This window comes from Streptomyces uncialis (assembly GCF_001905345.1).
GTDB classification, from domain to species: Bacteria; Actinomycetota; Actinomycetes; order Streptomycetales; family Streptomycetaceae; genus Streptomyces; species Streptomyces uncialis.
Window position 1 is genome coordinate 1,265,219 of record NZ_LFBV01000001.1, and the last position, 13,788, is coordinate 1,279,006.

Genomic DNA, 13,788 nt, shown 5'->3' on the forward strand with positions numbered 1-13,788 from the left:
CATGTCCCCGAACCCCTCCCGTCTGCGTACCCTCGGCTCCCGGACCGCGGGCCCCGGCCGGTCCGTCTACATCACCGGTGAGATCGGCATCAACCACAACGGCGACGTGGAGAACGCGCTCGCCCTCATCGACGCCGCCGCCGACGCCGGATGCGACGCCGTGAAGTTCCAGAAGCGCACCCCCGAGATCTGCACCCCCCGCGACCAGTGGAACATCGAACGCGACACCCCCTGGGGCCGGATGACCTACATCGACTACCGCCACCGCGTCGAGTTCGGTGAGGACGAGTACCGGACGATCGACGCCTACTGCGAGAAGCGCGGCATCGACTGGTTCGCCTCCCCGTGGGACACCGAGGCCGTCGCGTTCCTGGAGAGGTTCGACCTCCCCGCCCACAAGGTCGCCTCCGCGTCCCTCACCGACGACGAACTGCTGCGCGCCCTGCGCGCCACCGGGCGGACCGTGATCCTCTCCACCGGGATGTCCACGCCCAAGCAGATCCGGCACGCCGTCGAGGTGCTCGGCTCGGACAACATCCTGCTCTGCCACGCCACGTCCACCTACCCGGCCAAGGCCGACGAGCTGAACCTGCGCGTGATCAACACCCTCCAGCAGGAGTTCCCCAACGTCCCCATCGGCTACTCCGGCCATGAGACGGGCCTCCAGACCACCCTCGCGGCCGTCGCGCTCGGCGCCGTCTTCGTGGAACGGCACATCACCCTCGACCGGGCGATGTGGGGCTCCGACCAGGCCGCGTCCGTCGAGCCCCAGGGCCTCGCGCGGCTCGTCCGCGACATCCGCACCATAGAGTCCTCGCTCGGCGACGGCGTCAAGAAGGTGTACGACTCCGAGCTCGGCCCGATGCGCAAGCTGCGCCGGGTCCCCGGTGTCGTCGCCCAGGCGGAGATCGCCACCGCCGCGGGCGAGCCGGTCACGGTCTGACGGCCCCCGACCAGCGCCCGGAGCGACAATTGAGTCCCCGAGTCGGGCCGGTGGGCCCCACCCAGACCCTCGCGTTCGTCGAGAGCCCCGTCCAGCTCCTCAACGTGCTGGAGTGGGCGCACCACAGCGACGGGCGGCCCCCCGCCGCCCCGCCCGGCCCGGCCGGGGCGCACCCGCGTACAGGGGACGACCCGTCCTGGCTGACCCTGGTCGTCCTCTCACCGGGCGACCCGATGACCCGGGGCCAGCTGCGGCGGATGGCGGAACTGGCGCGGGGCGAGGGCCACCGGGTGCGCTGGGAGGAGGCGCGCGGGGGGCCGACGGCGCCCTTCCGGACGGTCGGCGCGCTGGCGCCCCTGCTCCGGGGGGCGGCGCGGATCGTCATCGGCGACCCGTTCTCCCGTTACGTCCAGCTGCTGCTCACCCTGGTCCGGGAGGCGGGACTGGTCGTGGTGGACGACGGCACGGCGACCATGGAGTTCGTCGCCCAGCTCGCGGGCGGGGAACGGCTGGTGCGCTGGCACCGGCGCGGGGGCCGGCCCGGCCCGCGTGACCTGGTGTTCGCGCCGGTCTCCGCGCTGGCCCGGCGGCGGCTGGCCCCGGCGGACGGGAGCACCGTCGAGGTGTTCTCCGCGATGCCGATCGGGACGGTGCCGGACGGTGTACGGGTCACCGTCAACGACTTCGCGTGGACCCGGTCCCGCTTCGGGCCGCCCCGGCTCACCAGGGGCGCCGACCTCGTCGGCACCTCGCTGGTGGAGACGGGCGTGGTCGACCCCGACCGCTATCTGACGGCGGTCCGCTCGCTGGCCCGCGACCATGGCGCCACCCGGTACTTCGCGCACCGGCGGGAGAGCCCCGAGAAGCTGCACCGGCTCGCCACGGCCACGGGACTGGAGGTCTGCCGCCCGGATCTGCCGCTGGAGCTGATCGCCCGGCGGGGGCCCGTCGGGCGGACGGTCCTCAGCTTCCCGTCCACCGTCGTGCACACGCTGCCGCTCGCCCTCGCGGGTACGGAGGTACGGATAGCCGTCTGTGACATCGATCCCACCTGGCTCACCGACCATGCCTCGCCCCGGGCACACGGCTTCCTCAGCGGGGTCACGGGCACCGCGCGTGACGTGCACCGACTGCGCTCGGTGGGTGCGGGGTGACTTCGTTCCCTACCCATCCCGAGTGAAGATCATGCGTCCACATCCTGGAATCGTTACACCAATCAGGCTGAACTTTCATAGATCACCGCGCAGTTGACCCCCCTGTCGCTTTACCCTTCAAAGGGTGAACCAACTGATGTCCGCTGACACAGACTCCACGTCCGACGCCGACCGGCCCGGGATGCCGCTGCTGCCCGGTACCCTGCCCGACGCGCTCCGTGCCGAGCTCATCGCGTTCCGCCGCGACATGCATATGCACCCCGAGCTGGGCAACCAGGAGTTCCGGACCACCGCCGCGATCAAGACCCGCCTGGAGAAGGCGGGACTGCGGCCGCAGGTCCTGAAGCTCGGCACCGGACTGATCTGTGACATCGGCACCTGGGACGGCGTACGGCCCAGGCTGGCGCTGCGCGCCGACATCGACGGGCTGCCCATCCCCGACATGAAGACCGGCTGCGCCTACCGGTCCACGGTGCCCGACCGGGCCCACGCCTGCGGGCACGACGTGCACACGTCCGTGGTGCTCGGCGCGGGGCTGGTGCTGGCCGGGATGGACCGTGCGGGCACGCTTCCGCACCCGGTGCGGCTGATCTTCCAGCCCGCCGAGGAGGTACTGCCGGGCGGCGCGACCGACGCGATCGCCGCCGGTGTGCTGGACGGGGTGGGGCGGATCATCGGGGTGCACTGCGACCCCCGGGTCGACGCGGGCCGAATCGGGCTGCGGCACGGACCGATCACCTCCGCCTGCGACCGGCTGGACATCTCCCTCGACGGGCCCGGCGGGCACACCGCGCGGCCCCATCTGACGACCGACCTCGTCATCGCCGCGGCCAAGGTGGCGACCGAGGTCCCCGCGCTGGTCGCCCGGCGGGTCGACGCCCGGTCCGGGCTGGCCCTGACCTGGGGGCGGATCGAGTCCGGGCACGCGTGCAACGTCATCCCGCAGCACGCGGAGCTGTCCGGGACCGTGCGGTGCCTCGACCTCCAGTCGTGGCGGCTGGCACCGGACCTGGTGCACGCGGCCATCGACGAGGTCGCGGGCCTGTACCGGGCGAAGACGGAGATCACCTACGTCCGCGGGGTGCCGCCGGTGGTCAACGACCCCCAGGTCACCAAGCTGCTCCGGGACGCGATGACCGCGCGGCGCGGCGCGGCGTCGGTGCAGGATACCGAGCAGAGTCTCGGGGGCGAGGACTTCTCCTGGTACCTGGAGCATGTGCCGGGGGCGATGGCGCGCCTCGGCGTGCGCAGGCCGGGGGAGCGGACCGTGCGGGACCTCCACCAGGGGGATTTCGACGTCGACGAGTCGTCGATCGCCGTCGGCGTCGAACTCTTCACGGCGGCGGCCATCCTCGACACGTAGTCCCGGTCGCCGTTCCAGGTCCGTCCGGGTGGACGCGCTTGTTCCTGTGCCGTCGCTCGTCGTTTTTGCGCGGTTCCTCGCGCCCCTGGGTTTCGTGTGCTGGGCGTACTTGTCCCTGTGCCGTCGCTCGGTGGTTTCGCGCAGTTCCCCGCGCCCCTGTCGGGGCGCTGCCTGTCTGGTGTTGTCGGCCGGGTGCGGGTCTGCCCTCGTTTTCGCGCAGTTCCCCGCGCCCCTTTGGGGCGCTCCCGGTCTGTTCTTCGGGTCGGTGCCGGTCGGGATTCTCCGTCCTCGCTCCAACGCGCTCGGTACGACGTCCAGTGGATGTACTGGTGGCGTCGGAGTCTGCGGGCAGAGATTCCCGCCCACCCCCTCCCGCAGCCGGGCGGGTGCGCGAGGAGGATGGTTCCGCAAGCTGGCTGCGCACCGAATGGATTGAAGAGTCCGGTCGATGGATTTGAGACGCCATACACACGCCGACGCACAAGACATTCGGCCCCTTTTGCTGGACCTCCACGATGAGGCGTACGTCGACAACCCTGACCCGTTCCACTCGCGTGAGCGCTTCTCCTGCTTCCTTGACCTGTGGTCGTCCCGTGAGAACTGGCAGTGCGTTTCAGGGTGGGAAGCGAGTGGTCCGGTCGGCTACGCGTACGGCTCCATGCTGAAGCCCGGCGGATGGTGGAAAGGGCACGCGCGGCCACTCGGGCTCCGCGGGCCTGTGATCGCCCTCTCGGAGCTGATGGTCGTCCCCGAATGGCGCGGTACGGGGCGCGCTCGCCAGCTCCACGAAGCGCTGCTCGCCCCGGTGCCGGCAAGAGTCGTCACCCTCCTGGTGGAGACCGGGAAGCCAAGGGTCCAAGCCCTGTACGAGAGCTGGGGCTACGACAAGGCGGGCGAGACAACCACCTGCGTCGACTCCCCGACAAGTTCGGTAATGGTCCGGAAGCCATGAGTCACCCCCCTCCCCGCGCAGTCGCCCTGCTACGGGAGGGGGTGGGCGGGAATCTCTGCCCGCAGACTCCGATGCTCTTCAGTAGGACCACACGTACGTCGTACCGAGCGCGTTGGAGCGAGGACGGAGAATCCCGACCGGCACCGACCCGAAGAACCGGCCGGGAGCGCCCCAAAGGGGCGCGGGGAACTGCGCACAACCACCGAGCGACGGCACAGGAACAAGCGCGCCCACCCGGACAGACCTCAGAAGCGCAAGCGAAGGCGACCTGCGGGGAACTGCCGAAACCACCGAGCGACGGCACAGGGACAAGCGCGCCCACCCGGACAGACCTCAGAAGCGCAAGCGAAGGCGCGCCCGGCAACGCCGGACCCGGAGCCGCCGGGGAGCGGGGGACCCGGGGTGACCCCGGAACCCCAGTGGCCCCAGGAAACCCACCCTGACCTGGGACGAAGCAGGTCAGGACCCGCACACGTCACCCCCCGCACCCCGTGAGGTAACCCCGCGTTCGCGTCGATCCGATAACAGCTCACCAAGACCCCTTTATCTGACATCTACGCGCGTTACGATCGCGGCGAAACCAGCGCCGGAAGTGGCGCTTCGGTCAGGTTGAAGGAGCCTCCCTTGCGCCGGGTAGCCAAGATCTCCGCTGCGGTCCTCGCGTCCGCAGCGCTCACGTTCACCGCCACGGCCTGTGGCAGCACGTCCTCCGAGAAGAAGGACTCCGGTTCCGACTCCTCGTCCTCCGGTGGAGGCAAGGGCGTCAAGATCGGCCTCGCCTACGACGTCGGCGGCCGCGGCGACTTCTCCTTCAACGATTCGGCCGCCCGTGGCGCCGACAAGGCGACCAAGGAGTTCGGCGGGGAGCTCAAGGAGCTGACCGCCAAGGTCACCGACACCGAGGCCGACCGTGAGCAGCGCCTGTCCTCCCTCGCGGACGCGGGCTACAACCCGATCGTCGGGGTCGGCTTCGCCTACGCCGCGTCGATGACGAAGGTCTCCGCGAAGTACCCGGACACCACCTTCGGCATCGTGGACTCGGTGGTGGACGCCAAGAACGTCTCCAGCATCACGTTCACCGAGGAGCAGGGCTCCTACCTGGCCGGTGTCGCCGCCGCGCTGAAGACGAAGAAGGACCACGTCGGCTTCATCGGCGGCGCGGACATCCCGCTGATCAAGAAGTTCGAGGCGGGCTTCATCCAGGGCGCCAAGGAGACGAACCCGAAGATCAAGGTCGAGAGCCAGTACCTGAGCCGCGGCTCGGACACCTCCGGCTTCGCCAGCCCCGACAAGGGCAAGGAAGCCGCGCAGGGCCAGCTCGACAAGGGCGCCGACGTGATCTACACGGCGGCCGGCTCCTCCGGCACCGGCGCGATCGAGGCCGTCGCGGGCGTCAAGGGCGCCTGGGGCATCGGCGTCGACTCGGACCAGTACAACGTCCCGGGTCTCGCCAAGTACAAGGAGTCCGTGCTGACCTCGGTCGTCAAGAACGTCGACATCGGCGTCTACGACCTGATCAAGTCGATCAAGGACGGCAAGCCGCTGACCGGCGTCAACACGTACCCGCTGAAGGACGACGGCGTCTCGCTCTCCGTGAGCGGTGGCTTCCTCAAGGACATCCAGCCCAAGCTGGACGAGGCCAAGAAGAAGATCGTCGACGGCTCCATCACCGTCAAGACCACCCCGTAGCACCACGCCGGGCCCCCGGGGCCCGGCAGGCGGCGGACGGACCCACCGGGGCACCCCGGCCCCCGGGTCCGTACCGTCCCACCGGCTCGGCACGGGAGGGAAGCGTCATCACCTCCCGGCCGGGCCATAACGATGTGTCAACTCTACGCGTGTAGCGTGGAGTTGAAGCGCTACGTTCTCCCGGCGCCGTGACGACAGTTCCCTGAAGTCGCCGTACCGCCGACGACCCAGGGATCTCGCGTCGCAGACGCCCGCCCTCCCACGCCTCGCCTGCCCCTTCCCCCGAGGAGTGCGCCATCAACGCGTCCACCCCGTCACCGCCGCAGGCCGCCGCCGTCGAACTGCGCGGAATCACCAAGCGGTTCCCCGGCGTCGTCGCCAATCGTGACATCGACATCACCGTCCGCAAGGGCACCGTCCATGCCCTCTGCGGCGAGAACGGTGCCGGCAAGTCCACCCTGATGAAGATCCTCTACGGCATGCAGAAGCCGGACGAGGGCACCATCACGGTCGACGGCGACCAGGTCTCGTTCAGCACCCCGGCCGACGCCATCGCGCGCGGTATCGGGATGGTCCACCAGCACTTCATGCTGGCCGACAACCTGACGGTCCTGGAGAACATCGTCCTCGGCGCCGAGAAGCTGCACGGCATCGGCGCGAAGGCCCGCAGGCGGATCAAGGAACTGTCCGACGCCTACAGCCTCGGGGTACGGCCCGACGTACTGGTGGAGGAGCTCGGCGTCGCGGACCGCCAGCGGGTGGAGATCCTCAAGGTCCTCTACCGCGGCGCGCGCACCCTCATCCTGGACGAGCCCACCGCGGTCCTCGTCCCGCAGGAGGTCGGCGCGCTGTTCGACAACCTGCGGGAGCTGAAGTCCGAGGGCCTCACGGTCATCTTCATCTCGCACAAGCTCGGTGAGGTCCTGTCGGTCGCCGACGACATCACCGTCATCCGGCGCGGCACCACCGTCGGCACCGCCGACCCCCGCACCACCACCTCCAAGCAGCTCGCGGAGCTGATGGTGGGCAGCGAGCTGCCCTCGCCGGAGACCGAGGAGTCCACGGTCACCGACATCGCGACCCTCGACCTCGCCGCCGTCCGGCTCACCCAGACCGACCTCGACGGCATCGAGCGGATCATCCTCGACGACATCACCCTCACCATCCACCAGGGTGAGGTGCTCGGCATCGCCGGAGTCGAGGGCAACGGCCAGTCCGAGCTGGTCGAGGCGATCATGGGCATCCGCCGCCCCGACAGCGGCACGATCACCCTCGGGGACGCCGACATCTCCCACGCCCCCACCCGGCACCGCCGCGAGGAAGGCATCGGCTACATCCCCGAGGACCGCCACCGCCACGGACTGCTCCTCGAAGCGCCGCTCTGGGAGAACCGGATGCTCGGCCACATCACCGAGCGCCCCAACTCCCGCGGCGGACTCCTCGACATCAAGGCCGCCCGCGCCGACACCGAGCGGATCGTCGAGGTGTACGACGTCCGCACCCCCGGGATCGACGTCACCGCGGCCTCCCTGTCCGGCGGCAACCAGCAGAAGCTGATCGTCGGCCGCGAGATGAGCCACGCGCCCAAGCTGCTCATCGCCGCCCACCCCACCCGGGGCGTCGACGTCGGCGCGCAGGCCCAGATCTGGGACCAGATCCGCCGCGCCCGACGCGAGGGCCTCGCGGTGCTGCTGATCTCCGCCGACCTGGACGAGCTCATCGGCCTCTCCGACACCCTGCGGGTCATGTACCGGGGGAAGCTGGTCGCCGACGCCGACCCCGCGACGGTCACCCCCGAGGAGCTGGGCTCCGCCATGACGGGCGCGGCCACCGGCCATCTGGAACACACCGAGGACCCCGCTCCCGGCGCCGCCCCCGCGGCCCCCGGGGCGGACGGTACGCAGTCGGAGGACGACACCCGATGAACAAACTGACCTCCCGCATCGACAAGGAGCGGGTGCTCCTCGCGGTCGCGGCCCCCGCCCTCGCGCTGGTCGCCGCCGTGGTGATCACCGCGCTGGTGCTGCTCGCCACCGGCAAGGACCCGTTCGCCGCGTTCGGCGACATGCTGACGTACGGCTCCGCCAGCGACAGCCAGGTCTACATCCTGAACAAGGCGACCACGTACTACCTCGCCGGTATCGCCGTGGCCATCGGCTTCCGGATGAACCTGTTCAACATCGGCGTCGACGGCCAGTACCGGCTCGCCGCGTTCGTCGCGGCCCTGCTCGGCGGCGCGCTCACCGCGCCCGGCTGGCTCGCGATCCCGCTGATCATCCTCTGCGCGATGGCCGTCGGTGCCCTGTGGGCGTCGATCGCGGGCATCCTCAAGGTGACCCGGGGCGTCAGCGAGGTCATCTCGACCATCATGCTGAACGCCATCGCCACCGCAGTGATCGGCTATCTCATCCAGCCCGAGCAGCTCGGCCAGCTGGACAAGGCGGGCACCCTCGTCTCCACCAAGCCGCTGCCCGAGGGCTCGTGGTTCTTCGCCTTCGACACGGGCGCGGCCGGTGAGGTCTGGGGCTTCGTGCTGATCGCGATCCTCGTCGGCGTCCTCTACTGGTTCACCCTGGGCCGCACCCGCTTCGGCTTCGACCTGCGGGCGGTCGGCCAGTCCGAGTCCGCCGCCGCCGCGAGCGGTGTCAACGTCAAGCGGATGATCGTCACCAGCATGATCCTGTCGGGCGCCGTCGCCGGGCTCGTCGGGATGCCGACCCTGCTCAACGACAGCCACCAGTTCGCCAACGACTTCCCGCTGGGCATCGGCTTCACGGGTATCGCCATCGCCCTGCTCGGCCGCAACCACCCCATCGGTATCGCGCTCGGCGCGCTGCTGTGGGGCTTCCTGGAGCGCACCACCAGCCATCTGGAGCTCCAGGGCTACGACAAGGAGATCCTCGGCGTGATCCAGGGCGTCATCGTCCTGTGCGTGGTCATCGCCTACGAAGTCGTGCGTCGCTACGGCCTCAAGCGTCAGCAGCAGCGTGTCGGCGCCGAACTCGCCGCCCAGGCCGCCGCCCGTACCGAGAAGCAGGAGGTGGCGGGATGACTGCCACGTTGACCGAAACGCCGCCGCCCGCGGCGCCCAAGGCGGATCGCGGCCAGCGCCGCAAGCGCTGGACCCTCTCCCGTGTCCTGTTCGCCATCGCGGGCGCGCTCGTCCTCATCTCCGCCGTCCGTGTCGTCACCGGCGCCGACCAGATCACCTCCGAGGGCCAGATCAGCGCGGCCCTGCGGCTCGCCGTGCCGATCGCGCTCGCCGGACTCGCCGGACTGTGGGCCGAACGCGCGGGCGTCGTGAACATCGGCCTCGAAGGCATGATGATCCTCGGCACCTTCGGCGCCGGCTGGATCGGCTGGCAGACCAGCCCCTGGCTGGGGCTGGCGTGCGGTATCGGCTTCGGCGTGATCGGCGGACTCATCCACGCCGTCGCCACCGTCACCTTCGGCGTCGACCACATCGTCTCCGGTGTCGCGATCAACCTGCTGGCGCTCGGTATCACCCAGTACCTCGCGAAGATCTTCTTCGCCGGGGGCGACGCCCTCACCGCGGGCGGCAACCCCAAGCAGTCCCCGCCCGCCGAGTCCCTGCCCGAGTTCACGGTCCCGGGTCTGTCCAGCGGGCTGAACAGCGTCCAGGACCAGGGCTGGTTCCTGGTCTCCGACGTCGCGGGCATCCTCGGCGGCCTGGTCACCAACGTCTCCGTCGTCACCCTGATCGCCGTGCTGCTCTTCGTCGGCAGCTGGTGGGTGCTGTGGCGGACCCCGTTCGGACTGCGGCTGCGGTCCTGCGGCGAGAACCCGGTCGCCGCGGAGTCCCTCGGCGTCAACGTCTACTCGCACAAGTACCTCGCCGTCGCCATCTCCGGCGGCCTCGCCGGACTCGGCGGCGCCTTCCTCGCCCTGGTCACCGCCCATATCTACCTGGAGGGCCAGACCGGCGGCCGCGGCTACATCGGCCTCGCGGCGATGATCTTCGGCAACTGGCGGCCCGGCGGGGTCGCCATGGGCGCGGGCCTCTTCGGCTTCTCCGACGCCCTCCAGCTGCGCAACGGCGGCGAGGTCGTCCACGCGATGCTGCTGCTCCTGGTGGTGCTGCTGGTGGTCCTCGCGGGCTGGAAGGTGTACCGCAAGGCGATGCTCCAGGCGTCCATCAGCGCCGCGATCGCCGCGCTGGTCCTCGTCTGGTACCTGCTGACGGACGAGGTCCCCGGCGAGTTCGTCGGCGCCACGCCGTACATCGTGACCCTGTTGGTCCTCTCCCTCGCGGCACAACGGCTGCGGATGCCGAAGGCTGACGGTATGAGGTACCGCAAGGGCCAAGGGAAATGACGCCCACCACGGCGCCGGACGCCCCCGAGATCGACTGGGACGCGCTGCGCGAGGCCGCCCGGGACGCCATGTCCCGGGCGTACGCCCCCTACTCCCGCTACCCGGTCGGCGCGGCGGCCCTGGTCGACGACGGCCGCACGGTCACCGGGTGCAACGTCGAGAACGCGTCGTACGGGATCGGGCTGTGCGCCGAGTGCGGGCTGGTCTCGCGGCTGCTCGACACGGGCGGCGGGCGGCTGACCCACTTCACCTGTGTGGACGGCCGGGGCGAGGTCCTCGTCCCCTGCGGCCGCTGCCGCCAGCTCCTGTACGAGTTCGGGGGCCCCGAACTCGTCCTGGAGACACCGGCCGGACTGCTGCCGCTGTCCGCGATGCTGCCGCAGGCGTTCGGCCCGGACCACCTCGCGTAACCCCGGTTCGCCCGACGGCCCCCGTCCCCCGCCACGAGCGGAGGCCGGGGGCCGTCGGCGTCCCCGGACCGGCGCGGGTGCCGGTCCGCCCGGCCCCGCGACAGCTCCGCCCGCTCGGGGTCCTGCGGCGAGCGTCAGCCCGCCAGCCCGTCAGCCCGTCAGGCCGGTCGGCCTGGTGACCTGCGCCTGCGGCCCTCCGTCCGGTTCAGGGAGCCTCGGGCAGCTTGTGGACGGTGGTGTCCCCCGGGCCCAGACGTCGTCCGTCCGCGGCCCGCACCTCCAGCGCGCGCAGCGGTCGGTCCTGCCGTCGGTCGACCAGCTCCGAGTGCGGTTCGCCGGGGTCGAAGAGGTTCTGTTCGCCCCACTGCCGGAGCGCCACGACGACGGGGAACAGCGCCTCGCCCTTCGGGGTCAGGACGTACTCGCGGTAGGCGCTGCCGTCGGACGCGGGGACGGAGGCGAGGACCCCGCCGTCGACCAGGGCGCGCAGCCGCGCGGTGAGGATGTTCTTCGCGACGCCGAGGCCGCGCTGGAACTCCCCGAAGCGCCGGCTCCCGTCGAAGGCGTCCCGCACGATCAGCAGGGACCACCAGTCGCCGATCGTGTCGACGGACCGCGCGACGGGGCAGTCGCTGTCGTCGAACCGCGTCCGTTTCACCATGCCGTTCCCGCCTTCCCGTCTGGTTGCAACATGCTACCAAGTCCGGCTACCGTCCATCTGGTAGCAAGATGCAACCAGTCGGGGCGGGGTCGCCGTACGGACCCCGGCCGCGCGGAGCGGACGGAGGATGCCATGGCGGGGAACCGCGAGGTCGGCGGCGGTGAGGCGGCGGCGCCACGGCGCGGGACCGGCGGGGGAGAAGGCGCTTGCGCGCCCGCGCCGACGCCCCGCGGGGTGATCCCGCTGCTCGCCGTCGCGGGCGGGGCCTCGGTGGCCAATGTCTACTTCGCGCAACCGCTCCTGGTGACGATCGGGCGCGATCTGGGGATGGCCCCGGCGCTCGTCGGCGCCGTCGTGACCCTCACCCACGTCGGATACGGGCTGGGGCTCTTCCTGCTCGTGCCGCTGGGGGACATGAAGGACCGCCGACGCCTCATCGTGACGCAACTGGTCCTGCTGGCAGGCGCGTTGACCGTGGTATCCATCGCCCCCACGGCGGCGCTGCTGCTCGTCGGCATGGCGGCCGTGGGGCTGCTCGCCGTGGTGACGCAGACGCTGGTCGTCCACGCCGCGTCCCTGGCACCGCCCGCCCGGCGCGGGCGGGTCGTCGGGCAGGTGACCGGCGGGGTGGTCATCGGCATCCTGCTCGCCCGCGCGGTGTCCGGACTGCTGGCCGACCTTGCGGGCTGGCGGTCCGTCTACCTCGCCTCGGCGGGGCTCACCGCCCTGCTCGCCCTCGTCCTGAGCCGCTCGCTGCCGCGGAGCCCCGGCGGGGCCGCGCCGCCCGCCCTGGGCTACGGACGGCTCCTGCGCTCCACGGTCGACCTGTTCGCGCGGGAACGGCTCCTCAGGGTCCGCGCCCTGCTCGGCCTGCTGATCTTCGCGGCCTTCAGCACCCTGTGGAGCAGTGTCGCGCTGCCGCTCAGCGAGGCCCCGCACTCCCTGTCCCACACCGCGATCGGGGCGTTCGGACTGATCGGAGCCGTGGGCGCGCTCGCCGCCGGGGCGGCGGGACGGCTGAACGACCGCGGACTCTCCCGCTGGACCACGGGCGCCGGCCTGGCGTTGCTCGCCGTCTCCTGGGTGCCGCTGGCGTTCACCGGCAGCTCGCTGTGGGCACTGGTCGTCGGGGTGATCGTCCTGGACCTCGCCGTGCAGGCGGTGCACGTCACCAATCAGACCCTGATCTACGCGCTGCATCCCGAGGCGGGCGGCCGGCTGATCGGCGGATACATGATCTTCTACGCGATCGGCAGCGCCACCGGCGCCCTCGCCGCCACTTCTCTGTACGCGGCGGCCGGGTGGGGCGCCGTATGTGTACTGGGTGCCGGGATCAGCGTTCTCGCCTTTCTGGTGTGGGCGCACGAAACACGCGCCCGGCCCATTCCGCGAGATCGTTACGGTAAGAGCTCTCCGGAAAGGGCCGGGCGGTCGCGCGGGTGATTCCCGGCGAGAGAATTCGATCTCCGGTTCGGAAGGGTGTCAGGTGGATCAGGCGGTGAAGTTGCCTTTTCCTTCGGGGAGGAGGATGGTTCCTCCACTGTCGACCCTCATCACCCAGATGGTGACCGGGGTGCCTTCCGTGAGGTTGCCGGAGATCCACGCACTGCAGGACGGTGCGGGGTGACCCTTGGTCCACGCCGTCCGGTCGATCGAGCCGTTGCGGTTGACGTCCAGGTCGACCCTGACGTAATCGCCGTCCGAGCCGGTGTCGCACGCCCTGATCGAGTCGCCCGGGATCGAGCCGCTCGGGTCCGCCTGCCACTGGCCGTAGCCCCCGCCGTCCGGCACATTCACGGTCTGCGCGGCCAGGGCGGTCCCCTGCATACCGAAGATCAGCGCCGCGGAACCCGCCAGGGGAATTGCTACCCGCGTAAAACGCTTCGCCTTCAATGGTCTCTCCTTTAGTCGTGGCGAGGAAATGGATATTCCCCCGTCGGGTTCTGATGGTTCGACTCAACTCCCTCATGATGCCTTTGCGTGCCTGCTTCTATGCTCCCCCGAAGGGGGTTGACGTCTTTACGCCAGGAAGGTTTGCAACAATCACCGGGCGCCATTCCATAAAAATCCCGCCCGGTGATCAGCGGGATTCCGATTTTCCTCGCGGCGGACCAGGAACCGGCGTCCGTCCCACGGTCGTCCCCACTCGTCACGTCCCGCGCGGGGGCGCGGCCCGCCCGGGACGTCCCCGGGCGTACCCAACCTCCCTCTATGCGCGTAGAGTCGATTCCCGTGCCCCCGGGCGGGCGGCACGGGTGTTCGGAACCGCTGGAAGGACATG

12 protein-coding genes are annotated in these 13,788 nt (G+C 70.6%); 10 read left to right on the plus strand and 2 right to left on the minus strand.

Going from position 1 to position 13,788, the window contains the following annotated elements; genetic code table 11:
• Position 1: 1 nt before the first annotated feature.
• The 9 genes from AB852_RS05435 to AB852_RS05475 all read left to right on the plus strand — a co-directional run bounded on the left by AB852_RS05435 (position 2) and on the right by AB852_RS05475 (position 10,846).
• Positions 2–943, plus strand: a complete 942-nt coding sequence (locus AB852_RS05435; RefSeq protein ID WP_073784073.1) for an N-acetylneuraminate synthase family protein — start codon at positions 2–4, stop codon at positions 941–943.
• Between the two features lie 29 nt (positions 944–972).
• A complete protein-coding gene (locus tag AB852_RS05440; RefSeq protein ID WP_073784075.1) occupies positions 973–2,097 on the plus strand; it encodes a hypothetical protein in 1,125 nt (374 codons plus the stop codon).
• Positions 2,098–2,233: 136 nt separating this feature from the next.
• Positions 2,234–3,460, plus strand: a complete 1,227-nt coding sequence (locus tag AB852_RS05445; protein ID WP_073784077.1) for an amidohydrolase — start codon at positions 2,234–2,236, stop codon at positions 3,458–3,460.
• A 499-nt stretch (positions 3,461–3,959) separates the two neighbouring features.
• Entirely contained in the window at positions 3,960–4,412 is a 453-nt protein-coding gene (locus AB852_RS05450) for a GNAT family N-acetyltransferase (protein ID WP_342748462.1), read from the plus strand.
• A gap of 624 nt (positions 4,413–5,036) precedes the next feature.
• Positions 5,037–6,101, plus strand: a complete 1,065-nt coding sequence (locus AB852_RS05455) for a BMP family lipoprotein (protein WP_073784081.1) — start codon at positions 5,037–5,039, stop codon at positions 6,099–6,101.
• A gap of 296 nt (positions 6,102–6,397) precedes the next feature.
• On the plus strand, positions 6,398–8,026 hold the full coding sequence (locus AB852_RS05460; RefSeq protein WP_245876676.1) for an ABC transporter ATP-binding protein: 1,629 nt from the start codon (positions 6,398–6,400) through the stop codon (positions 8,024–8,026).
• Positions 8,023–9,153 (plus strand): ABC transporter permease, encoded by a 1,131-nt coding sequence (locus tag AB852_RS05465; protein ID WP_073784085.1) that lies wholly within the window; start codon positions 8,023–8,025, stop codon positions 9,151–9,153. The genes AB852_RS05460 and AB852_RS05465 overlap by 4 nt, the downstream gene beginning before the upstream one ends.
• Positions 9,150–10,436 (plus strand): ABC transporter permease, encoded by a 1,287-nt coding sequence (locus AB852_RS05470; protein WP_073784087.1) that lies wholly within the window; start codon positions 9,150–9,152, stop codon positions 10,434–10,436. The genes AB852_RS05465 and AB852_RS05470 overlap by 4 nt, the downstream gene beginning before the upstream one ends.
• The gene (locus tag AB852_RS05475) at positions 10,433–10,846 is read left to right on the plus strand and encodes a cytidine deaminase (protein ID WP_073784089.1); all 414 of its coding nucleotides are present in this window, start codon (positions 10,433–10,435) and stop codon (positions 10,844–10,846) included. The genes AB852_RS05470 and AB852_RS05475 overlap by 4 nt, the downstream gene beginning before the upstream one ends.
• Positions 10,847–11,051: 205 nt before the next feature.
• On the opposite strand, the gene AB852_RS05480 is transcribed toward AB852_RS05475, so the two are convergent.
• On the minus strand, positions 11,052–11,507 hold the full coding sequence (locus tag AB852_RS05480) for a winged helix-turn-helix transcriptional regulator (RefSeq protein WP_073784091.1): 456 nt from the start codon (positions 11,505–11,507) through the stop codon (positions 11,052–11,054).
• Between the two features lie 132 nt (positions 11,508–11,639).
• Between AB852_RS05480 and AB852_RS05485 the strand changes: the two genes are divergently transcribed.
• Positions 11,640–12,950: an MFS transporter gene (locus AB852_RS05485; protein WP_073784093.1), complete on the plus strand. Its 1,311-nt coding sequence runs from the start codon at positions 11,640–11,642 to the stop codon at positions 12,948–12,950.
• A 48-nt stretch (positions 12,951–12,998) separates the two neighbouring features.
• Here AB852_RS05485 and AB852_RS05490 read toward each other — a convergent pair whose 3' ends face one another.
• Positions 12,999–13,400, minus strand: a complete 402-nt coding sequence (locus AB852_RS05490) for a hypothetical protein (RefSeq protein ID WP_073784095.1) — start codon at positions 13,398–13,400, stop codon at positions 12,999–13,001.
• Between the last annotated feature and the right edge of the window lie 388 nt (positions 13,401–13,788).

What these genes read in the sequence shown, in the direction of transcription:
- AB852_RS05435 (WP_073784073.1), top strand. Translation starts at nt 2, where the DNA reads ATGTCCCCGAACCCCTCCCGTCTGCGTACCCTCGGCTCCCGGACCGCG.
- AB852_RS05445 (WP_073784077.1), top strand. Translation starts at nt 2,234, where the DNA reads ATGTCCGCTGACACAGACTCCACGTCCGACGCCGACCGGCCCGGGATG.
- AB852_RS05465 (WP_073784085.1), top strand. Translation starts at nt 8,023, where the DNA reads ATGAACAAACTGACCTCCCGCATCGACAAGGAGCGGGTGCTCCTCGCG.
- AB852_RS05470 (WP_073784087.1), top strand. Translation starts at nt 9,150, where the DNA reads ATGACTGCCACGTTGACCGAAACGCCGCCGCCCGCGGCGCCCAAGGCG.
- AB852_RS05475 (WP_073784089.1), top strand. Translation starts at nt 10,433, where the DNA reads ATGACGCCCACCACGGCGCCGGACGCCCCCGAGATCGACTGGGACGCG.
- AB852_RS05480 (WP_073784091.1), bottom strand. Translation starts at nt 11,507, where the DNA reads ATGGTGAAACGGACGCGGTTCGACGACAGCGACTGCCCCGTCGCGCGG.
- AB852_RS05485 (WP_073784093.1), top strand. Translation starts at nt 11,640, where the DNA reads ATGGCGGGGAACCGCGAGGTCGGCGGCGGTGAGGCGGCGGCGCCACGG.